The organism is Polynucleobacter paludilacus (genome assembly GCF_018687595.1).
Classification (GTDB): Bacteria; Pseudomonadota; Gammaproteobacteria; order Burkholderiales; family Burkholderiaceae; genus Polynucleobacter; species Polynucleobacter paludilacus.
In genome coordinates this window covers 1,034,764-1,056,583 of record NZ_CP061298.1, presented here as the reverse complement: position 1 = coordinate 1,056,583, position 21,820 = coordinate 1,034,764, and the positions used below count along the sequence as shown (strand labels likewise).

22 protein-coding genes and 1 tRNA gene are annotated in these 21,820 nt (G+C 47.7%); 22 read left to right on the top strand and 1 reads right to left on the bottom strand.

Features of this window, described 5'->3' with window-relative positions; translation table 11 throughout:
* Nucleotides 1-42: 42 nt before the first annotated feature.
* The 4 genes from ilvC (at nt 43) to AOC06_RS05565 (ending at nt 4,365) form a co-directional block, all read left to right on the top strand.
* A complete protein-coding gene (gene ilvC, locus AOC06_RS05580) occupies nt 43-1,059 on the top strand; it encodes a ketol-acid reductoisomerase (RefSeq protein WP_215379315.1) in 1,017 nt (338 codons plus the stop codon).
* A gap of 31 nt (nt 1,060-1,090) precedes the next feature.
* Nucleotides 1,091-1,738, top strand: a complete 648-nt coding sequence (locus tag AOC06_RS05575; RefSeq protein ID WP_215351122.1) for a phosphatidylserine decarboxylase — start codon at nt 1,091-1,093, stop codon at nt 1,736-1,738.
* Between the two features lie 10 nt (nt 1,739-1,748).
* The gene (pssA, locus tag AOC06_RS05570; protein ID WP_215368734.1) at nt 1,749-2,612 is read left to right on the top strand and encodes a CDP-diacylglycerol--serine O-phosphatidyltransferase; all 864 of its coding nucleotides are present in this window, start codon (nt 1,749-1,751) and stop codon (nt 2,610-2,612) included.
* A gap of 205 nt (nt 2,613-2,817) precedes the next feature.
* Nucleotides 2,818-4,365, top strand: a complete 1,548-nt coding sequence (locus tag AOC06_RS05565) for a 2-isopropylmalate synthase (protein WP_215379313.1) — start codon at nt 2,818-2,820, stop codon at nt 4,363-4,365.
* Here the strand turns inward: AOC06_RS05565 and AOC06_RS05560 are convergent.
* Nucleotides 4,362-4,967 (bottom strand): lipid-binding SYLF domain-containing protein, encoded by a 606-nt coding sequence (locus tag AOC06_RS05560; RefSeq protein ID WP_215379312.1) that lies wholly within the window; start codon nt 4,965-4,967, stop codon nt 4,362-4,364. The genes AOC06_RS05565 and AOC06_RS05560 overlap by 4 nt on opposite strands.
* Nucleotides 4,968-5,176: 209 nt before the next feature.
* On the opposite strand from AOC06_RS05560, the gene rpsO reads away from it, so the two are divergent.
* The 18 genes from rpsO (at nt 5,177) to nuoL (ending at nt 21,801) form a co-directional block, all read left to right on the top strand.
* Nucleotides 5,177-5,446: a 30S ribosomal protein S15 gene (rpsO, locus tag AOC06_RS05555; RefSeq protein ID WP_112204355.1), complete on the top strand. Its 270-nt coding sequence runs from the start codon at nt 5,177-5,179 to the stop codon at nt 5,444-5,446.
* 269 nt (nt 5,447-5,715) lie between these two features.
* On the top strand, nt 5,716-7,887 hold the full coding sequence (gene pnp, locus AOC06_RS05550) for a polyribonucleotide nucleotidyltransferase (protein WP_215379310.1): 2,172 nt from the start codon (nt 5,716-5,718) through the stop codon (nt 7,885-7,887).
* A 22-nt stretch (nt 7,888-7,909) separates the two neighbouring features.
* On the top strand, nt 7,910-8,911 hold the full coding sequence (locus AOC06_RS05545; protein ID WP_215379308.1) for an NAD(P)H-quinone oxidoreductase: 1,002 nt from the start codon (nt 7,910-7,912) through the stop codon (nt 8,909-8,911).
* 4 nt (nt 8,912-8,915) lie between these two features.
* Nucleotides 8,916-9,674, top strand: a complete 759-nt coding sequence (gene tpiA, locus AOC06_RS05540; RefSeq protein WP_215379307.1) for a triose-phosphate isomerase — start codon at nt 8,916-8,918, stop codon at nt 9,672-9,674.
* Between the two features lie 21 nt (nt 9,675-9,695).
* Nucleotides 9,696-10,043 carry a preprotein translocase subunit SecG gene (gene secG, locus AOC06_RS05535; RefSeq protein ID WP_215379305.1) on the top strand — a complete coding sequence of 116 codons (348 nt, stop codon included), beginning with the start codon at nt 9,696-9,698 and terminating at the stop codon, nt 10,041-10,043.
* 90 nt (nt 10,044-10,133) lie between these two features.
* Nucleotides 10,134-10,218, top strand: a tRNA-Leu gene (locus AOC06_RS05530).
* A gap of 98 nt (nt 10,219-10,316) precedes the next feature.
* The gene (locus AOC06_RS05525; protein WP_215335778.1) at nt 10,317-10,676 is read left to right on the top strand and encodes an NADH-quinone oxidoreductase subunit A; all 360 of its coding nucleotides are present in this window, start codon (nt 10,317-10,319) and stop codon (nt 10,674-10,676) included.
* Between the two features lie 5 nt (nt 10,677-10,681).
* Nucleotides 10,682-11,164, top strand: coding sequence for a NuoB/complex I 20 kDa subunit family protein (locus AOC06_RS05520; RefSeq protein ID WP_011902891.1), 483 nt, complete (start codon nt 10,682-10,684; stop codon nt 11,162-11,164).
* Nucleotide 11,165: 1 nt separating this feature from the next.
* Nucleotides 11,166-11,765 carry an NADH-quinone oxidoreductase subunit C gene (locus AOC06_RS05515; protein WP_215379302.1) on the top strand — a complete coding sequence of 200 codons (600 nt, stop codon included), beginning with the start codon at nt 11,166-11,168 and terminating at the stop codon, nt 11,763-11,765.
* Between the two features lie 3 nt (nt 11,766-11,768).
* Nucleotides 11,769-13,022 (top strand): NADH-quinone oxidoreductase subunit D, encoded by a 1,254-nt coding sequence (locus AOC06_RS05510; protein WP_215379299.1) that lies wholly within the window; start codon nt 11,769-11,771, stop codon nt 13,020-13,022.
* 20 nt (nt 13,023-13,042) lie between these two features.
* Nucleotides 13,043-13,546 (top strand): NADH-quinone oxidoreductase subunit NuoE, encoded by a 504-nt coding sequence (nuoE, locus tag AOC06_RS05505; RefSeq protein WP_215335775.1) that lies wholly within the window; start codon nt 13,043-13,045, stop codon nt 13,544-13,546.
* On the top strand, nt 13,543-14,841 hold the full coding sequence (gene nuoF, locus AOC06_RS05500; protein ID WP_215379296.1) for an NADH-quinone oxidoreductase subunit NuoF: 1,299 nt from the start codon (nt 13,543-13,545) through the stop codon (nt 14,839-14,841). Before nuoE ends, nuoF begins: the two co-directional genes overlap by 4 nt.
* Nucleotides 14,842-14,874: 33 nt before the next feature.
* Nucleotides 14,875-17,193 (top strand): NADH-quinone oxidoreductase subunit NuoG, encoded by a 2,319-nt coding sequence (gene nuoG / locus AOC06_RS05495; RefSeq protein WP_215379293.1) that lies wholly within the window; start codon nt 14,875-14,877, stop codon nt 17,191-17,193.
* Between the two features lie 3 nt (nt 17,194-17,196).
* Entirely contained in the window at nt 17,197-18,270 is a 1,074-nt protein-coding gene (nuoH, locus tag AOC06_RS05490) for an NADH-quinone oxidoreductase subunit NuoH (RefSeq protein ID WP_215379290.1), read from the top strand.
* 9 nt (nt 18,271-18,279) lie between these two features.
* Nucleotides 18,280-18,771 carry an NADH-quinone oxidoreductase subunit NuoI gene (gene nuoI / locus AOC06_RS05485; RefSeq protein WP_215335771.1) on the top strand — a complete coding sequence of 164 codons (492 nt, stop codon included), beginning with the start codon at nt 18,280-18,282 and terminating at the stop codon, nt 18,769-18,771.
* Nucleotides 18,772-18,791: 20 nt separating this feature from the next.
* On the top strand, nt 18,792-19,439 hold the full coding sequence (locus AOC06_RS05480) for an NADH-quinone oxidoreductase subunit J (protein WP_215379287.1): 648 nt from the start codon (nt 18,792-18,794) through the stop codon (nt 19,437-19,439).
* Complete coding sequence (gene nuoK / locus AOC06_RS05475) at nt 19,436-19,744, top strand: NADH-quinone oxidoreductase subunit NuoK (protein ID WP_112204328.1); 309 nt, start codon at nt 19,436-19,438, stop codon at nt 19,742-19,744. Before AOC06_RS05480 ends, nuoK begins: the two co-directional genes overlap by 4 nt.
* A gap of 2 nt (nt 19,745-19,746) precedes the next feature.
* Nucleotides 19,747-21,801, top strand: coding sequence for an NADH-quinone oxidoreductase subunit L (gene nuoL / locus AOC06_RS05470; RefSeq protein WP_215379285.1), 2,055 nt, complete (start codon nt 19,747-19,749; stop codon nt 21,799-21,801).
* Nucleotides 21,802-21,820: the final 19 nt, after the last annotated feature.

Here is a 21,820-nt window from a genome sequence, read left to right as displayed (position 1 = left end):
TTCATTACAAAGTAGTCCATATTTTTCACACAAGGAAATAGCATGAAAGTTTTTTACGATAAAGACGCTGATTTGTCCCTGATTAAAGGCAAGAACGTCACCATCATTGGTTATGGTTCACAAGGTCATGCACACGCATTGAACCTGAATGATTCTGGCGTCAAAGTTACAGTGGGCTTACGTAAAGACGGTGCCTCTTGGAAAAAGGCAGCAAATGCTGGTTTAACTGTTAAAGAAGTGGCTGAAGCGGTTAAAGATGCAGATATCGTCATGATGCTGTTGCCAGATGAGCAAATTGCCGATGTGTACAACAAAGAAGTGCATGCCAACATCAAGCAGGGTGCTGCTTTGGCATTTGCCCACGGCTTCAACGTTCATTACGGTCAAGTACAACCCCGTGCTGATTTGGATGTGATCATGATTGCCCCTAAGGCGCCTGGCCATACTGTGCGCGGAACTTATGCTCAGGGCGGTGGTGTACCCCATTTGATCGCCGTGTACCAAGATAAATCAGCTTCTGCTCGCGATATCGCTTTGTCCTATGCAGCTGCCAATGGTGGTGGTCGCGCCGGCATCATCGAAACTAATTTCCGCGAAGAAACTGAAACGGATTTGTTTGGTGAGCAGGCTGTTCTGTGCGGTGGTGCTGTTGAGTTGATCAAAGCAGGCTTTGAGACTTTAGTTGAAGCAGGCTACGCTCCTGAAATGGCTTATTTTGAGTGCTTACATGAGCTCAAGTTAATCGTAGACTTGATCTACGAAGGCGGTATTGCCAATATGAACTACTCCATCTCTAATAATGCAGAGTATGGCGAGTATGTCACTGGTCCTCGGGTTGTGACCGAAGATACCAAGAGCGCCATGCGTCAGTGCTTGAAAGATATTCAGACTGGTGAGTACGCCAAGAGCTTCATCTTGGAAAACAAAGCAGGCGCACCTACTTTGATTTCTCGTCGTCGCTTGAATGCTGAGCACGATATTGAAATTGTGGGCGCTAAACTGCGTGCCATGATGCCTTGGATTGCCAAGAACAAATTAGTTGACCAATCCAAGAACTAAGTCACCAGATCACTAAAGAGACTATTAAAAGATGATGTATCCACACCCCCTGATCGCTAAAGAAGGTTGGCCCTATTTGGCAGTCTTGGGAGTCGTGACATTATTAGTCCACTCTCTAGGTGGCTTTACTTGGTCTTGGCCCCTCTGGATTTTGTTTTTCTTTGTTCTACAGTTCTTTCGTGATCCACAACGGATCGCTCCCCTTGGGCGCGATCTTGTGCTTTCTCCTGCCGATGGTCGTATCGTGGTGGTTGAAGTCACTCAAGATCCTTACGCTAAACGCGAGGCCTTGAAGATTAGCGTCTTCATGAATGTGTTTAATGTGCACTCCAATCGCAGCGCCGTTCACGGTCTTGTGAAGGAGATTCAATATTTCCCTGGTAAGTTTGTGAATGCGGATCTTGATAAGGCTTCCTTAGAGAATGAACGCAATGCCATGGTGATTGATGCCAATGGGCAGACGGTGACTTTGGTTCAAGTGGCTGGATTAATTGCACGTCGCATACTTTGTTATGTTCACGTGGGTGATCGCCTGAAGGCGGGTGAGCGCTACGGCTTTATTCGCTTTGGCTCGCGGGTCGATGTGTATCTGCCTTTAACAGCGGTACCGATGGTGAGCGTAGGTGATCGGGTTTTTGCTACCAATACCGCCTTGGCTCGCTTACCGGGCTTAGATTAAAGACTTGAGAATGCCTACCTTTAGACGTCGTGGCCGAATCGAGCGCAGTCGCACATCGCGTTCCCATTTTAGGCATCCCGAAGACCGCTTAGCAGCAGAGCTTGGTGATCCACTGGATTATGAAGTCGAAGAAATACATCCAGTGCATCAGCGTCCACGCAATAAGGGGATCTATTTATTGCCCAACGCATTTACTACTGCAGCCTTATTCAGTGGTTTCTTTGCGATTGTGAATGCGATGAATCATGAATTTGGTATTGCGGCAATTGCGATTTTTGCTTCCTTAGTATTAGATGGGATGGATGGTCGAATCGCTCGTATGACCAATACCCAAAGTGCCTTTGGCGAGCAATACGATTCTTTGGCGGACATGGTCTCGTTTGGTGTGGCACCTGCTTTAGTGGCGTATGAATGGGTCTTAAAAGACTTGGGTAAGTGGGGTTGGTTGGCTGCCTTTACATACTGTGCTGGTGCCGCCTTGCGTCTGGCTCGGTTTAACGTCAACACTCATGTAGTAGATAAGCGTTTCTTTCAGGGTTTGCCAAGCCCAGCTGCTGGATCGCTCTTAGCCGGTTTCATTTGGTTAGCTGATGACAATAAGATCCCAGTCCAGGATTACGCTATTCCCTGGGTTACTTTTTTGATTACGGTTTATGCCGGCTTAACCATGGTTTCTAATGCCAAGTTTTATAGCGGGAAGGCCTTGGACGTGCGCTATCGAGTGCCCTTTGGTGTAATGGTTTTGATGATTTTGGGATTTGTTTTGATCTCCACAAACCCACCGCTGACTCTATTTGGCTTCTTCGTCATTTACTCCGTCTCAGGTTATGTGATCTGGGCTTGGGAAATGATGAATCCCAAACGATTTGGCTAATCCCCAAATTTTGGGTTATAGTAATTCCATGTTGATGAATTTCTCACTTTTAACCGGTCTCCTTCTAGCACTAAGCCTAAAGCTTGGGGCGGGTAAGGCCTGAGTTGATGAGACACTAATCATTCATTAACCATGACATACCAGCCCCAGCAATTTGCTGGGGTTTTTTATTTTTAAGAGCGTAGTTTTGAACCGGAGAGTAGCGATGAATGACAAAGTAATCATTTTTGACACCACCTTGCGTGATGGCGAGCAATCGCCTGGCGCCTCCATGACCAAAGATGAAAAGGTGCGGATCGCTCGTCAATTAGAACGACTCAAGGTCGATGTCATCGAAGCCGGTTTTGCTGCCAGCTCAGAAGGTGACTTTGCCGCGATTGCCGCAGTAGCCGCTGCTGTGAAAGATTCTGTAGTGTGCTCACTCGCTCGCGCTAATGAAAAAGATATCACCCGTGCATCAGATGCTTTAAAGCAAGCCAAGGCCAAACGAATTCACGCCTTTATTGCTACTAGTCCTCTGCATATGGCAGTCAAGTTGCGTTTATCACCTGAAGAGGTATTAGAGCAAGCCAAACGCTCGATTCGTTTTGCCAGAAACTTAGCAAGCGATGTGGAGTTTTCTGCTGAGGATGGGTATCGCTCGGAGATTGATTTCTTGGCGAGGGTAGTAGAAGCCGTCATCAATGAGGGTGCCAGCACCATTAATATTCCCGATACCGTAGGCTACGCAATCCCTGAGTTGTATGGCAATTTCATTCATACTTTGCGTACTAAAGTGCCGAACTCTGACAAAGCGATTTGGTCTGTGCATTGCCATAATGATTTAGGGATGGCTGTTGCCAACTCTTTGGCTGGTGTGAAGATCGGTGGGGCGCGTCAGGTCGAGTGCACTATTAACGGTTTGGGAGAGCGCGCTGGTAATACCGCTTTAGAAGAAGTCGTGATGTCATTGCGTACCCGCAAGGATTACTTTGATTTGACTTGCGGCATCGATGCGACGCAAATTGTGCCTGCCTCTAAATTGGTTTCACAAATCACTGGCTTTGTGGTGCAGCCTAATAAAGCCGTAGTGGGTGCGAACGCCTTTGCTCATGCCTCTGGCATTCATCAGGATGGCATCTTAAAAGCCCGCGAGACCTATGAAATCATGCGTGCAGAAGATGTAGGTTGGTCTGCAAACAAGATTGTTTTGGGCAAGTTGTCTGGGCGCAATGCCTTTAAGCAACGCTTGCAAGATTTGGGTATTACGGTTGAGTCCGAAGAAGCAATGAATGAAGCCTTTGTGCGCTTCAAAGCTTTGGCTGACCAGAAGGTTGATATTTTTGATGAAGACATTATTGCCATCATGTCTGACTCGGCAGCAGCAGAAAAATCAGAGCACTATCAATTCATTTCATTGAGTCAGCATTCTGAAACAGGTGCTCGCCCCAAATCAACCGTTACTTTCCGGATGGGAGATCAAGAGGTGAGCTCTGAAGCGGAAGGCAATGGACCGGTTGATGCAAGTCTGAATGCCATAGAGGCAAAAGCGCAGAGTGGGGCAGAGCAGTTGCTCTACTCCGTCAATGCCATTACTTCCGGAACGCAGTCACAGGGCGAGGTCACAGTGCGCTTGTCCAAGGGCGGACGCATCGTCAATGGCGTGGGCACTGACCCTGACATCATTGCGGCTTCAGCCAAAGCCTACTTATCCGCTTTGAATAAATTGCATGATCCAAGTCAGGCCAAACTCAATGCCCAGATGACGCCTTAATTCAGGTCAGAGTCTTTGTAATACTTGGTGCCCTTGCCGGTGATTTCAGCGGCAAGGCCTGAATCCGTCAATTGATACATCAGCAAGCCTGGAGCAGCTACTACTGCACCAGCATAGGCGGCACCATCTTGATCGTACTTAGCGGCTACCGTGGTTTGTCCCCCAAAAGTCCAACCTGAATTAATGAAGCTATTTAAAGCCGCTTGAGTTTGAAACACAAAGATGTTTTGGAAAGATTTCACTCCTAGGCCAACCCCCGCTTGGACTTCAGCCATCTTCATATAAATGGGCTTGACCCCGTTTTTGCTGATAACAACCCCGCTACCAGAGCCACCGCCAGCAATGAGGATCTTCATGCCAAAATTACTAAAAGTCGCATAGGCAACCGCACTCTCAATGGCGCTCTTGGCGCTAGGCTCAGTTTTGTAGAGTCGATTCAGGATCTCTTGGTTCTTCTTCAGAATCTCATCTCTTTGCTGGGCTACGGTCTTATCGCTGCCCAAAATAGAGGAAAACTGGGCAAAAGCAGGGGTGTTACTCAATAAAAGGCCCAAAAACCCTGCAAAAATCAGTTTCTGAAGGAGTGTGCGCAGAGGGATCATTTATAAGTCCTTGATTAAATTGAAATATTTATTATTTATTGGGTGTAATGACATCAGAATACCAATCTTTCTTTTCATCATGGCGCTAGTTTTAGGGCTCTAGGCTCTGCTACAATTCGATGGCTTTGATTTTTAAAGCTTTTTTGTTTTTTAATCGCACGACACCAGATGGGTGAAAGCTCAGGTGATCGCAAGTAAGGAGTATGAAAATGGCAGTTGCTGATATCAAGACGGCGGAAATCGTCAAAGACAATGCGCGCAGCGCAAACGATACGGGTAGTCCTGAAGTGCAAGTTTCTTTGCTGACAGCCCGCATCAATGAATTAACCCCCCATTTCAAGGCTAACGCTAAAGACCATCACAGCCGTCGTGGCTTGTTGAAGATGGTTTCACGTCGCCGTCGCCTTTTGGATTACCTCAAAGGCAAAGACTTGGGACGCTATCGCGCATTGATTGAGAAATTAGGTCTCCGTAAGTAATTCTTATTAGTATTGCTATGCCATCTTCCTTGGGATTGTTTCTTTCTAGATTCGGTCTTAAGCAGATGGCATGTTTTTGAGCGCTTCAAGATTATTTGTGTAGGGGATCGTGTCATTCCAATGGGTTTCTGAGTACCTTATTTAGAGTCTCCCTGGAATGGCATCCCTTGTAATCTGCAAACGCTCCAGTGTTGTCGTGACACTGCTTTATCCCGCGACAAGCGTCATGCTCATGTGAGTATGACGTGAACAATTTGGAGAAGATCAGAATGACGATGTTTAAAAAAGCAGTAAAGAGTTTTCAATGGGGCAACCATCAAGTCACGATGGAAACTGGTGAGATTGCTCGCCAAGCTGGTGGTGCCGTTATCGTTAACGTAGATGACACGGTGGTGATGGGTACTGTGGTTGCTTCTAAGACCGCTAAGCCAGGCCAAGACTTTTTCCCACTCACGGTAGATTACTTAGAGAAGACTTACGCAGCAGGCAAGATCCCTGGTGGTTTCTTCCGTCGCGAAGGCCGTCCTTCAGAAGGTGAGACGTTGATCTCTCGCTTGATCGATCGTCCGATTCGTCCATTATTCCCAGAAGGCTTCTACAACGAAGTACAAGTTGTGATTCACGTACTTTCGATTAATCCTGAAGTGCCATCGGATATTCCTGCTTTAATCGCTGCTTCTGCAGCCTTGGCGGTATCTGGCATTCCTTTCAGCGGTCCAGTTGGCGCAGCTCGCGTGGGTTACACCAATGGTCAATATTTATTGAACCCAACTCGTACTGAGCAAACTACGAGCGAACTCGATTTGATCGTTGCTGGTACTCAAGCTGCAGTATTGATGGTGGAATCAGAAGCCAATCAATTATCTGAAGAGATCATGTTGGGCGCAGTAGTGTTTGGCCATGAGCAAATGCAAACTGCGATCAATGCAATTAATGATTTAGTTCGCGAAGCTGGCAAGCCTGAGTGGGATTGGCAGCCTGCACCTAAAGATGAGCCCTTGATCGCAAAGATCACTGCCTTGGCTGAAGGTCCATTGCGCGAGGCATATCAGATTCGTCAAAAGAGCGCTCGTTCTGAGAAGCTTAAAGCCACTACCAAAGCAGTATTGGCGAAGTTAGCGCAAGATGGTGAAGTGGACGAAGTTGCGGTTGGTAACATCATGTTCGAAATCGAAGCCAAAATTGTGCGTAGTCAGATTTTGAATGGTGAGCCACGGATCGATGGTCGTGATACTCGCACTGTTCGCCCAATCGAAATTCGGAATGGCGTATTGCCACGCACTCACGGTTCAGCATTGTTTACCCGTGGTGAAACCCAGGCCCTCGTCGTGGCTACCTTGGGCACAGCACGTGACGAGCAGATCATCGATGCACTCGAAGGTGAGTACCGTGATCGCTTCATGTTCCACTACAACATGCCTCCATTTGCCACTGGTGAAACCGGTCGCGTTGGTAGTCCAAAGCGTCGCGAAATCGGTCACGGCCGTTTAGCGAAGCGCGCATTGATTCCAGTATTGCCAAGTCCAGAAGACTTTGCATACAGTATTCGTGTGGTTTCAGAAATTACTGAGTCCAATGGTTCTTCCTCCATGGCTTCTGTTTGTGGCGGTTGCTTGGCCATGATGGACGCTGGCGTTCCAGTGAAGGCGCACGTTGCTGGCGTAGCAATGGGCTTGATCCTTGACGGCAATCGTTTTGCAGTCTTGACCGACATTCTCGGTGATGAAGATCACTTAGGCGATATGGACTTCAAAGTAGCGGGTACCGCTAACGGTATTACTGCTTTGCAGATGGATATCAAAGTACAAGGCATTACCAAAGAGATCATGCAAGTTGCTTTGGCGCAAGCTCAAGAAGGCCGTTTACATATTTTGAGCAAGATGCAAGAAGCGATGGGTTCAGTTCGTACTGAATTGTCAGCGCATGCACCACGGATGGTCAGCTTCAAGATTCATCCAGATAAGATCCGCGAAGTCATCGGTAAGGGTGGCGCAACCATTCAGGCATTGACCAAAGAGACTGGTTGCAGCATCGACATTAAAGATGATGGAACAGTAACCATTGCCTCTACCAGTGCTGAAGGCATGGCTGAAGCAAAAGCCCGTATCGAAGGCATTACTGCTGAAGCTGAAGTTGGCAAGATCTACGAAGGCCCAGTTGTGAAGTTGCTTGAGTTCGGTGCTTTGGTCAATATTCTTCCTGGTAAAGATGGCTTGCTCCACATCTCTGAGATTTCTACAGAGCGTGTGAAAGAAGTGAAAGACTATTTACAAGAAGGCCAAGTTGTTCGCGTGAAACTGTTGGCTGCTGATGAGCGTGGTCGTTTACGCCTATCACTCAAAGCGGCTATGGCAGATGAGGGCGGAACGATTGAGCCCTTAGCTGGTAGCACTGCTGCTGAAGGTGCAGAAGCTGCTCCAATCTCGGAAGAATCTAAATAAGTTTTTTCATCCGGGGTTTGTCATGCGCGTAATGGAAATCAAAGAGTTTGGCGCACCAGAAATGCTGGTGTCTGCCACTCGCCCAGATCCTGCAGCACCTGCTGCAGGTTCAGGTGAGGTCTTAATTCGGGTTCTTGCTGCTGGCATCAATCGTCCTGATGTTTTGCAACGCAAGGGGCATTACCCAGTACCTGCTGGTGCATCAGATATTCCTGGGCTTGAAGTTGCGGGTGAAATTATTGGCGGTGACTTAGCGCATACCGATAACACACTTGGATTGAAAGTCGGCGATAAGGTTTGCGCCTTGGTGCAAGGCGGTGGTTATGCAGATTTGTGTACTGCCCCAATTGCGCAGTGCTTGCCTTATCCCAAAGGATTTACTGATCTAGAGGCAGCCGCTTTGCCTGAAACGTTTTATACCGTATGGAGCAATGTTTTCATGCGCGGTGAACTTTCTGAAGGTGAAACTTTGCTAGTGCAGGGTGGCTCTAGTGGTATTGGTGTGACTGCCATTTTGATTGCGAAGGCACTCGGTCATAAAGTGTTTGTAACTGCGGGCTCAGATGAGAAGTGCGCTGCATGCTTACAGTTGGGCGCTGACTTAGCAATCAATTACAAAACCCAAGATTTTGTTGAAGAGATTAAAAAAGTGACGGATGGCAAAGGCGTTAACGTTATCCTCGATATGGTGACCGGCACTTACGTTCAGCGTGAGCTGGAATGTTTGGCTGATGATGGTCGGATTGTGATTATTGCCATTATGGGCGGCTCTAAAGCAGAAGTGAACACGGGACAGATTTTGCGTCGCCGTCTCACCATTACAGGCTCTACATTGCGTCCACGCCCAGTGTCATTTAAAAAGCAAATTACCCATCAATTATATGAGCGCATTTGGCCGTTGTTAAATGCAGGCAAACTCAAGCCAGTGATCTATAAAACCTTTTCATTGGAAGAGGCGGCTGATGCCCATCGCTTGATGGAGTCTTCGGAGCATGTCGGTAAGATTGTTTTAACGGTTAATTAGAAATATGCGTCCACTCATTGTTATTGCTAATTGGAAATTAAACGGCAGCCTGAAGAGCAATCAAGATTGGGTGCAATTGGTTTGCCGTGGCATGGAAAAGGGGATGCCTGCTGGTCGCAAGTATGCCGTTTGCCCACCGTTTCCTTATTTAGTTCAATGTGCTGATTTGATCCAAGATTGCTCTGGAGCCTTTCTGAGTCTGGGTGCACAAGATGTATCGCGTCATGAGGCTGGTGCATTTACTGGTGAAGTTGGTGCGGCCATGCTCAAAGAATTTGGCTGTGCTTATGTGATCGTAGGCCATTCTGAGCGTCGTCAGATTCACGGTGAAAGTGATGCCGTGATTGCAGAGAAGGCACTTCAAGCCTTAGATCACGGTATGACTCCTGTTATTTGTGTCGGTGAAACTGCCGATGAACGCAACTCAGGTAGGGAGGTTGAGGTCGTCCGCACCCAAGTGGCCAAGCTGGTATCGGTTTTGCAAGACCGGTTAGCGGATTGCTTGATTGCTTACGAGCCTGTTTGGGCGATTGGCACTGGCAAAGTGGCAAGTGCTCAGATTGCCCAAGACATGCATCGTGCGATTCGATTTCAGCTGGCTGAGTTTGATGAAGACGTTGCGTCCCATGTCGGGATTTTGTATGGTGGCAGTGTCAAGCCGGATAATGCGGTTGAACTTTTTGCTATGCCGGATATTGATGGCGGCTTAATTGGGGGTGCTTCATTGGATCCCCAGCAATTTCTGGCTATTTGTCAGGCATAAATTTTTATTTGGAGATAAGTCATGGAATGGCTAAAGACTTTATTGGTGGTACTGCAGGTAATTTCTGCTTTGGGTGTCATCTTGTTGGTGTTACTCCAGCAGGGTAAGGGCGCCGATATGGGTGCTGCGTTTGGATCAGGTGCTTCTGGCAGCCTATTTGGCGCCAGCGGCTCTGCTAACTTCCTATCCCACACAACTGCTGTATTTGCCGCAGTCTTCTTTATTTGCACTCTGGGCATTACCTGGATTGGTAGTCACAAGGCGGCGCCCCAAAGCGTTTTATCCGGCACCGTCGCGCCTGCTCAGGTAGCTCCAGCGACTCCGGTAGCGCCAGCGCAAGATCCTAGCAAACCTGCAGTACCAAAGTAATCCCAAAAGGGTCTTTTTGAGCCCATTTGAGTGCTTTGTGCTCTGCAGATAATGAGTGCAATGCAGTAGAATTGACAAGTTTTGCAAGATGCCGACGTGGTGAAATTGGTAGACACGCTATCTTGAGGGGGTAGTGGCTTAGGCTGTGCGAGTTCGAGTCTCGCCGTCGGCACCAAAAAGTAGTAAAAATGTTTTTGTTTTAGGAATAATTGATAATTTGTAACTCTTATAGGTTTTACTGGCTAATCGACTCAGAAACAACTCAGGATTACTTTGAATCTCGCTAATTACTTTCCTGTTCTGCTGTTCATCCTCGTAGGCATTGGGGTGGGTTTAGTCCCCATGTTCCTCGGAAAAATTTTGGCTCCTTCAAAGCCAGACGCTGAAAAACTATCTCCTTATGAGTGCGGTTTCGAAGCCTTTGAAGATGCACGCATGAAGTTCGATGTGCGCTACTACCTCATCGCAATCCTATTTATCTTATTTGACTTAGAAACTGCCTTTTTGTTCCCTTGGGGCGTTGCTCTCCGGGATATTGGGTGGTTTGGTTATGCCTCCATGGTGACCTTCTTATTGGAATTCATTGTGGGATTTGTTTATATCTGGAAGAAGGGCGCTCTCGACTGGGAGTAATCAATATGGCACTAGAAGGCGTTCTCAAAGAAGGATTTGTTACTACCACTGCAGACCAGTTAATCAACTGGACTCGTAATGGCTCTCTTTGGCCAATGACTTTTGGACTGGCCTGTTGCGCTGTAGAGATGATGCACGCAGGCGCTTCCCGTTATGACTTAGATCGCTTCGGAGTCGTGTTCCGTCCTTCACCACGTCAATCAGACTTGATGATCGTTGCTGGAACGCTTTGCAATAAGATGGCTCCCGCTCTACGTAAGGTCTATGACCAAATGCCCGAGCCTCGTTGGGTAATCTCGATGGGCTCCTGCGCTAATGGTGGTGGCTACTATCACAACTCCTATTCAGTAGTGCGCGGTTGCGATCGCATTGTGCCAGTCGATATTTATGTTCCCGGTTGCCCGCCAACCGCAGAAGCATTGATCTACGGCATCATTCAGCTGCAATCGAAGATTGCTCGCACCAGCACGATTGCACGGAAAGCTTAAGATGTCAGATCGCTTAAATCAACTTACAGCCAATCTTGAACGCGTTCTTGGCGGGCGTGCCCAATCCATTGAGATTGCTTTAGGTGAGGTGACCGTAATTATTAAAGCGGATAGCTATTTAGAAGCTGCGCTTATGTTGCGTGATGATCCTGCTTTAGGATTTGAGCAGCTGATTGACTTGTGTGGAGTGGACTATCAAGACTTCCGTGATGGCGCTTGGTCAGGCCAGCGCTTTGCGGTTGTTACACACCTCTTATCGATCGCGCATAACTGGCGCCTACGAGTACGGGTATTTGCGGCAGATGATTCGTATCCAGTGCTTGCTTCACTTACACCTGTATGGGCTAGCGCAAATTGGTTTGAACGTGAAGCATTTGATCTGTATGGCATCTTGTTTGACGGTCATGAAGATCTGCGTCGCATTCTGACTGACTATGGCTTCATTGGCCACCCATTCCGCAAAGATTTCCCAATCACCGGTAATGTGGAGATGCGCTATGACCCTGAGCTCAAGCGTGTGGTCTATCAGCCTGTGACTATTGAAGCGCGTGAGATTACTCCACGCATTGTGCGGGAAGAGCAGTACGGAGGTCCGGTTTAAGTCATGGCACAAATTAAGAACTACACCCTCAATTTTGGCCCTCAGCATCCAGCGGCACACGGCGTATTACGTTTAGTGCTCGAGTTGGATGGTGAAGTCATCCAGCGCGCCGATCCCCATATTGGTTTATTGCATCGTGCCACTGAAAAACTCGCTGAGACTCGGACCTGGATTCAGAACGTTCCCTATATGGATCGTTTGGACTATGTATCGATGATGGTCAATGAGCATGCCTATGTGATGGCTATTGAAAAGCTCTTAGGTGTTGAAGTGCCAGTGCGCGCGCAATACATTCGAGTGATGTTTGATGAGTTAACCCGTTTGCTCAATCACTTGTTGTGGATTGGATGTCATGGTCTTGACGTCGGTGCGATGGCTGTCTTCTTGTATGCATTCCGTGATCGTGAAGCGATCTTTGATATGTATGAAGCTGTTTCTGGCGCCCGTATGCATGCAGCTTACTATCGTCCAGGTGGAGTCTATCGTGATCTGCCTGAGCAGATGGCTAAGTACTCTGCTTCTAAAGTGCGTAGTGCTTCTGCAATTAAGCGATTAAACGAAGATCGCAGTGGTTCTTTATTGGATTTTATTGAAGAGTTCTCGAATGGCTTTGATGCGAATGTCGACGAGTATTGCAATCTCTTGACCGATAACCGAATCTGGAAACAGCGTTTGGTCGGCATTGGTGTCGTTACTCCAGAGCGGGCATTACAGCTTGGCTTTACTGGTCCAATGCTACGTGGTTCTGGCATCGAGTGGGATTTGCGTAAGAAGCAACCTTACGAAGTCTATGACCGCCTTGACTTTGATATTCCAGTGGGCGTGAATGGCGATTCTTATGATCGTTATTTAGTGCGTATGGAAGAGATGTACCAGTCCAATCGCATCATCAAACAATGTATCGCTTGGTTAAAAGCCAATCCCGGTCCTGTGATGAGTGATAACCATAAAGTCTCTCCACCCAAGCGTGTGGATATGAAGACCAATATGGAAGAATTGATTCACCACTTCAAACTCTTTACCGAAGGTATTCACGTGCCAGATGGCGAGGCTTACTCAGCAGTTGAGCATCCTAAAGGGGAGTTTGGTATTTACTTGATTTCCGATGGTGCTAACAAGCCTTACCGTATGAAGATTCGTGCGCCTGGTTTTGTGCATTTGGCAGCCATGGATGAGATGTCTCGCGGTCATATGCTTGCTGATGCCGTCACCATTATTGGTACCCAAGATATTGTGTTCGGAGAGATTGACCGCTGATAACAGCGCGCCACTGACTTATGACTATTCTTCAACTATCCCCTCAAACAATGGCCGACATTGAGCGTAATGTCGCCAAATATCCTCCAGAGCAAAAGCAATCTGCCGTCATGGCTGCTCTGATTGCAGCACAAACTGAAATCGGTTGGGTTTCTTCTGATGTGATTGAAACGATTGCGTCTATTTTGAGCATGCCCCGTATTGCAGTAGAAGAGGTTGCCACTTTCTACAATATGTATGACACCAAGCCAGTCGGCAAATACAAGTTGGTGATTTGCACGAACTTACCATGCCAACTCACTCACGGTGAAACTGCAGCAACTCACTTAAAAGAAACATTAGGTATTGGTTATAACGAGACCACACCTTGTGGGACTTTTACGCTCAAAGAGGGCGAGTGCATGGGCGCTTGCGGCGATTCCCCAGTCATGCTCGTGAATAACAAGCGGATGTGTAGTTTTATGAGCAACGAAAAGATTGATGCTCTCTTAGCCGAGCTACGTGCAGAAGGGAAGTCAGCATGACCAGTTTGCACGATCGTCACATTAAGCCCCTGATTTTGGCGGGTCTCAATGGTAATAATTGGGGTCTGAAGGATTACGAGAGCCGTGGCGGCTATCAGCAGTTACGTCGTATCTTGGCAGATAAAGTCACGCCGGACTCCATCATCGCTGAGCTAAAGCTTTCCTCCCTGCGTGGTCGAGGTGGCGCAGGCTTCCCAACAGGGTTGAAGTGGAGCTTTATGCCCCGCCAGTTTCCAGGTCAGAAGTATTTGGTTTGCAACTCTGATGAGGGTGAGCCAGGAACATTTAAAGACCGCGACATCATGCGTTATAACCCCCATGCTTTGATTGAAGGCATGATCATAGGGGCTTACACCATGGGGATCTCGGTGGGTTACAACTATATCCACGGGGAAATTTGGCAAGACTACACTCGCTTTGAAGAGGCGCTTGAGCAAGCCCGTGCCGCTGGCTATCTTGGCGACAAGATCATGGGCAGTGACTTTAACTTCCAACTGCATGCTGCGCCAGGCTGGGGTGCTTACATTTGTGGTGAAGAGACTGCTTTGCTCGAGTCGCTCGAAGGTAAAAAAGGTCAGCCTCGTTATAAACCACCTTTCCCGGCAAGCTATGGTTTATATGGCAAACCCACCACCATTAACAACACTGAAACTTTTGCAGCTGTGCCATTCATTATGGCAATCGGTGGTCAAGCGTATTTGGATATCGGCAAGCCCAATAATGGTGGTACAAAAATTTACTCTGTGTCAGGTGACGTTACCTATCCCGGAAATTATGAAGTCCCCATGGGCACCCCCTTTGCTGAGCTCTTGAAGTTGGCTGGGGGGATGCGCGATGGTAGAGCGATTAAGGCGGTCATTCCTGGTGGATCCTCTGCGCCGGTGATTCCTGGTGCGCAGATGATGGATCTCACAATGGATTACGACAGCATTGCAAAAGCCGGCTCAATGTTAGGTTCAGGCGCTGTGATTGTGATGAATGATACCCGCTGCATGGTGCGCGCTTTACTACGCCTTTCTTATTTTTATCACGAAGAGTCTTGCGGTCAGTGCACCCCATGTCGTGAAGGTACCGGATGGTTATGGCGCATCGTGAATCGAATTGAACACGGTGAGGGTCGTCCAGAAGATTTAGATTTGCTTAATGATGTCGCGGCCAATATTCAGGGCCGGACGATTTGTGCGTTAGGTGATGCTGCAGCGATGCCCGTGAGAGGCATGTTGAAGCATTACATGGATGAATTTGCATATCACGTAGAACATAAGCACTGCTTAGAATCTGCGCGGCCTTTATAAAAGATATTGAGTACGGGACTTCTTAAAGTGAGCATGGTAGAAATCGAATTAGACGGCAAGACGGTTGAAGTTCCTCAGGGTTCGATGGTGATGCACGCCGCGAACAAATTAGGCACTTACGTTCCACATTTCTGTTATCACAAGAAGCTCTCGATTGCTGCTAACTGCCGCATGTGCCTGGTTGAAGTAGAAAAGGCCCCAAAGCCATTACCCGCCTGTGCCACACCGGTTACTCAGGGCATGAAGGTCTTTACCCACTCTGCTAAAGCAGTAGAGGCGCAGCGCTCTGTCATGGAGTTCTTGCTGATTAATCACCCTCTGGATTGCCCAATTTGCGATCAAGGTGGTGAGTGCCAGTTGCAAGACTTGGCAGTAGGCTACGGTAAGTCAAACTCGCGTTACGAAGAAGAAAAACGCGTGGTGTTTCACAAGAATGTCGGTCCATTGATTTCAATGGAAGAAATGTCCCGCTGCATTCATTGCACCCGGTGCGTTCGCTTTGGTCAAGAGATTGCCGGCGTGATGGAGTTGGGCATGATTAACCGTGGCGAGCATTCTGAAATCACCACCTTTGTTGGTCAGACAGTCGATTCAGAGTTGTCCGGCAATATGATTGATATTTGCCCAGTCGGCGCTTTAACCAGCAAGCCATTCCGCTACGCTGCTCGTACTTGGGAATTGGCTCGCAAACGTTCTGTGAGCCCACATGATAGTTTGGGTAGCAACACAACAATTCAAACTAAAGCAAACAAAGTCATGCGGGTCGTTGCTTTAGAGAACGAAGCAATCAATGAATGCTGGATTAGCGACCGCGATCGTTTCTCCTACGAAGGTATTAACAGTGCAGAGCGTGTCACATCGCCGATGGTGAAGCAGGGCGGTCAGTGGTTGGAGACGGATTGGGAGTCTGCCTTAGATTACGTTTCTCGCTCGCTCAAAACGATTGCAGCTGAAAATGGCCCACAATCGATTGCTGCATTGGCGCACCCAATCAGCAGTACGGAAGAATTGCATCTCCTGCAAAAGATTGTGCGTGGACTCGGTTCAGATCAAATTGAATCCCGTTTATTGCAATCCAATATTGACGGCGCTGCTAAAGCACCATGGCTCGGTATGCCGATCGCCAAGCTTGATCAGTTAGATCGCGCGCTCGTGATTGGCAGTTATTTACGTAAAGACTTGCCATTGATGGCAGTGCGTTTGCGTGCTGCTGCTAAACGTGGCCTTGCCTTGCATCGCATCGATGCAGGCGGCGACGATTGGCTGATTGATGCACCACGGAGCGTGATTGCTAAGCCTAGTGCTTGGGTGAATGGTCTTGGTGAAGTTGCCTCTGCGGTTGCAAAAGCAAAATCCACCTCAGCTCCAGCCGGAGTGTCTGGCAGTATTTCTCCTGCGGCTCAAGCGATAGCGGATAGCCTCTTATCTGGTCAGGCCGGCGCAGTATTCCTGGGATCTGCTGCTATTACTCATCCTCATGCAAGTGATTTGCATGTGTTGGCGCAATTTATTGCTGAGCAAACTGGGGCTACTTTTGGCTTCTTACCTGTAGGTGGTAATGCCGTTGCTGCAAGCTTGGTTAATGCCAATGGCGTTGGTGTGAACTCCGTATTGTCTGGTGAGCGCCGTGCAGTCATTCTGATGAACCTTGAGCCTACTCGTGATTTACCTAATCCCGAACAAGCGAAGGCTGCTTTAGCTAAAGCCAATACGGTGATTGCATTGACATCATTCACTAGCCCTGATTTGTTAGAGGCTGCGGATGTGATTCTGCCTATTAGCACCTTCACCGAAACAGTCGCCACATTCATCAATGCAGAAGGTAGTGCGCAAACCATTCAGCCAGCAGTTAAACCTTTGGGTGATTCCCGCCCAGGCTGGAAGGTGCTCCGCGTGCTCGGTAGCTTACTTGGCTTGGATGGCTTTTTATTCAATATGCCTGAAGAAGTGTTGGGCGATGCTTTGGGTGAGAGCTTTGTTGGCAAACTCAACAATCAGTTCACTGGAACACCTGCTGTATCAAATAGCAATGCTGCTCCCACAAACGGCTTTGAGCGCGTCTCTGATGTCAATATTTATTCGGTGGATCCCATAGTTCGTCGTGCCCCAGCCTTGCAAAGAACTGCTGATGCAAAGCGGGGTAATCAAATTGGCCTGAACCAGGCTGCAATGAATGAGCTCGGCCTTAAAGAGGGTGATATTGTTTTAATCACTCAAGGCAATTTGTCGACACAATTGCCTGTTACGCTAGAAGCAAATTTAGCAGCAGGGGCAGTGCGCATCTCTGCTGGTACAGAAGCTAGCGCTAGGTTAGGCGCCATGTTTGGCCCAATTACTTTGAGCAAGGCCTAAGAGATGACTGATTTCTTAAATCTGATTAACACTCAAGGCGAAGCCCTATTGGGATCGCTCTGGCCATTAGTTTGGGCTTTAGTACGGATTGTGATTATTGTTCTGCCAATGTTTGGTGCGGTTGCTTATCTAACCTTATGGGAAAGAAAGCTGATTGGTTGGATGCATATTCGTCTTGGACCCAACCGTGTCGGACCCCTAGGTTTGTTGCAACCGATTGCTGATGCGCTCAAGCTCTTGATGAAAGAGATTATTTCTCCTGCGCAAGCAAGTAAGGTGCTCTACATCATTGCTCCTGTAATGGTAATCATGCCGGCTTTTGCTGCTTGGGCTGTGATTCCTTTCCAGGCAAAAATGGTTTTGACCGACGTCAACGCTGGCTTGCTCTATGTGATGGCGATCTCTTCCATCGGTGTCTACGGCGTCATATTGGCTGGCTGGTCATCCAATTCAAAATATCCATTCCTTGGCGCGATGCGTGCATCGGCTCAGATGATCTCCTATGAGATTGCGATGGGTTTTGCCTTGGTAACAGTCTTATTAACTTCAGGTTCTTTAAATCTGAGTGCGATTGTGGAATCCCAGATGCATGGTTTTTTCGCAAGTAAAGGCCTGAACTTCCTCTCCTGGAACTGGTTACCTTTATTACCAATGTTTGTGATCTACTTTATTTCCGGCGTGGCTGAGACTAATCGTCATCCATTTGACGTGGTTGAAGGGGAGTCAGAAATTGTTGCAGGACATATGGTTGAGTACTCGGGCATGGCCTTTGCGATGTTCTTCTTGGCTGAATACGCCAATATGATATTGATCGCTGCCTTGGCATCGACAATGTTCTTAGGTGGCTGGTTGCCGATTGTGGATTTACCAATCTTGCGCGACATACCAGGCTTCTTCTGGTTGTTTGGTAAGACCTTCTTCCTTTTGTCTTGTGTCATTTGGTTGCGTGCCACTTTGCCTCGCTACCGTTATGACCAGATCATGCGTTTGGGTTGGAAGATTTTTATTCCCATCTCTGTATTCTGGGTCATGGTAATTGGTGCTTGGGTTGTATCCCCATGGAATATTTGGAAATAGGTAAAGACGATGATTAAGAAAATCAACCAATTTCTCAATAGCTTGATGCTCAAAGACATTTTGACTGGTATGTCGATTACTGGTCGCTATCTGTTTAAGCCCAAGATTACGATTCAGTATCCAGAAGAGAAAACACCTCAGTCTCCACGCTTCCGCGGCTTGCATGCGCTGCGTCGCTATGAGAATGGGGAAGAGCGTTGCATTGGTTGTAAATTATGTGAAGCAGTTTGTCCTGCCTATGCCATTACGATTGAAACTGCTGAGCGTGATGACGGTACGCGTCGAACCAGCCGCTATGACATTGACCTAACTAAATGTATCTTCTGTGGCTTTTGTGAAGAAGCTTGTCCAGTAGATGCGATTGTCGAGACCAATATTTTTGAATACTTTGGTGACAAGCGGGGCGACCTGTATTTCACAAAAGACATGTTGCTCGCAGTCGGTGATAAGTATGAAAAAGACATTGCAGCTAACCGTGCAGTTGATGCACCTTATCGTTAATCGAATCGAGCTATAAGACTATGACATTCGATCCCTCCACCATCTTTTCGATCTTCTTTTACGCCTTTGCGGGCCTATTAGTTATCTCTGCTTTGCGAGTCATTACAGCCCGCAACCCTGTGCATGCTGCTTTGTTTTTGGTTCTGGCTTTTTTCTGCGCTTCAGGCTTGTGGATGCTGCTCAAAGCGGAGTTCCTCAGTTTGGCTTTAATCTTGGTTTATGTAGGCGCGGTAATGGTGCTGTTCCTGTTCGTAGTGATGATGCTCGATCTCGATCTAGAGCACCTTCGTCGTGACTTTAAGAAGTATTTGCCAGTCGCATTCTTAATGGGTGCAGTGATTGTGCTGGAGCTATCGATTGTCTTGATTCGGAGCTTCATTGGTACTAGCTCTCCCGTGCAGCCTATGCTGGAAGAATCTACCATGAGCAATACTAAGGCTCTGGGTATGTTGATCTTCGTTGATTATGTCTATGCCTTTGAAGTCGCTGGCGTTATTTTATTGGTTGCTATCATTGCTGCCGTTGCATTGACCTTGCGTAATCGTAAGGATGCGAAAGCCCAGAACGTAGCTGAGCAAATTAATGTCAAAGCTTCAGACCGGATGCGGATCGTCAAAATGGATACCGATATGGCTGCGAAGCAAGATGCCCGGGGAGAAAAGAAATGACTGTAACCCTGGCTCACTATCTTGTGCTGAGCGCAATTTTGTTTGCGACGAGCGTGATTGGTATTTTCCTCAATCGCAAGAACGTGATTGTGCTATTGATGGCGATCGAACTCATGCTGCTCTCAGTCAATTTGAACTTTGTTGCCTTCTCCCATTACTTGGGTGATATGGCAGGTCAAGTATTTGTATTTTTCATTCTGACCGTGGCCGCTGCTGAAGCAGCGATTGGTTTGGCAATCTTGGTTGTACTCTTCCGTAAGGTAGATACGATTAATGCCGAAGACCTTGACCACCTAAAAGGCTAGCCATGCAATTCACCTTAACTCTTCCCGTTCTCTGTGCCGTGCCATTAGCTCCACTGATTGGTTCTGTCATCGCTGGATTCTTCGGTACTAAATTGGGCGGTGATCGGATTGGTCACGGGGCCTGTCAGTTTGCCACCATCTTGGGTGTGATGATTGCCTTTGTTTTATCTTGCTTTGTCTTAGTGCAGGTGATGGATGGTTTCTACTTCAATGGCACCGTTTATCACTGGATGCAATTGGGTGAGCTCAATCTCGATATTGGTTTCTTAATCGATCCATTAACTGCCACCATGATGTGTGTCGTGACATTTGTATCTTTGATGGTTCACATCTACACCATTGGCTATATGGCTGGAGAAGAGGGCTATAACCGTTTCTTCTCTTACATCTCCTTATTCACCTTTGCCATGCTGATGCTGGTCATGAGTAATAACCTCTTGCAACTCTTCTTTGGTTGGGAAGCAGTGGGCGTAGTGTCCTACCTCTTGATCGGTTTCTATTTTGAGCGTCAATCAGCAGTGTTTGCCAATATGAAGGCCTTTTTGGTTAACCGCGTTGGCGACTTTGGCTTCATTCTTGGCATCGGTTTGTTATTGGCCAGTACAGGATCGATGCAGTACGACGTGATCTTTGCTCAAAACAGTGCTTTAGCAGCACAAACCTTGCCTGGTACTGGCTGGAACTTAGTGACGGTTGCTTGTATTTGCTTGTTTATTGGTGCGATGGGTAAATCAGCCCAGTTTCCATTGCATGTTTGGCTGCCAGACTCCATGGAAGGTCCAACTCCAATTTCTGCATTGATTCATGCCGCAACGATGGTTACTGCGGGCATCTTTATGGTGGCGCGGATGTCGCCACTCTTTGAGCTGTCTGATACAGCTTTGAGCTTCATCTTGGTTATTGGTTCGATTACAGCACTATTCATGGGCTTTCTGGGTATTGTCCAGAACGATATCAAGCGGGTGGTGGCGTATTCCACGTTGTCGCAGCTGGGCTACATGACCGTAGCATTGGGTGTTTCTGCTTATCCAGTAGCCATTTTTCATTTGATGACCCACGCCTTCTTTAAGGCATTGTTATTCCTTGCCGCTGGTAGCGTGATTTTGGGTATGCACCATGAGCAAGATATGCGCAAGATGGGCGGCCTTTGGAAGTACATGCCAATCACTTGCTTAATGATGCTCTTGGGTAATCTGGCATTGATTGGTACTCCATTCTTTTCTGGCTTCTATTCAAAAGATTCCATCATTGAAGCGGTAGCGGCGAGCCACATTCCCGGTTCTGGCTTTGCCTACTTTGCAGTAATGGCGAGTGTGTTTGTTACTGCCTTATATTCTTTCCGTCTCTACTTCTATGTCTTCCACGGCAAGGCGCGTTGGGGCTATCACGATTCACATGTACAGGATCACCATCATGCAGAAGAGGGTGATGATCACGCTCACCATGGTCTTGCCCCTGGTGAAAAACCCCATGAGTCCCCTCTGGTTGTGACGCTGCCATTGATTCTGTTGGCGATACCTTCAGTCATTATTGGCTTCTATACCATTGAGCCAATGCTGTTCGGAACTTTCTTCGGCGACTCTATTTTTGTCGATATCAGCAAGCACCCAGCGATGATGGAATTGGCTGAAGAGTTTCATGGCCCAATCGCCATGGCCTTGCATGCCTTTACGTCCCCGGTGCTCTTATTGGTTGCGTTGGGAGTGCTTTCTGCTGCGATTGGATATTTATGGGCAACCAAACTTCCTGAAAAATTCGCTCAGGCCTTGGCACCCATCAAGTTACTGCTCGACAATAAGTACTACCTCGATGCTTTTAACCAAGCCTTCTTTGCTAAAGGTTTGTTGTGGATTGGCGGTATCTTGTGGCATCGCGGTGATCAAAAGATCATCGACGGTTTCTTGGTTAATGGCAGTGCGCATGCTGTTGGGCGCTTTGCCGGTGTGATTCGCCATTTGCAATCCGGTTATCTCTATCACTACGCTTTTGCAATGATTGCAGGCTTAGCGGTATTGCTCGCTTGGGTTTTGTACGCTTACCTGCCTTTTGTTCGCTAGGCCTTTGTTACTTAAGTAG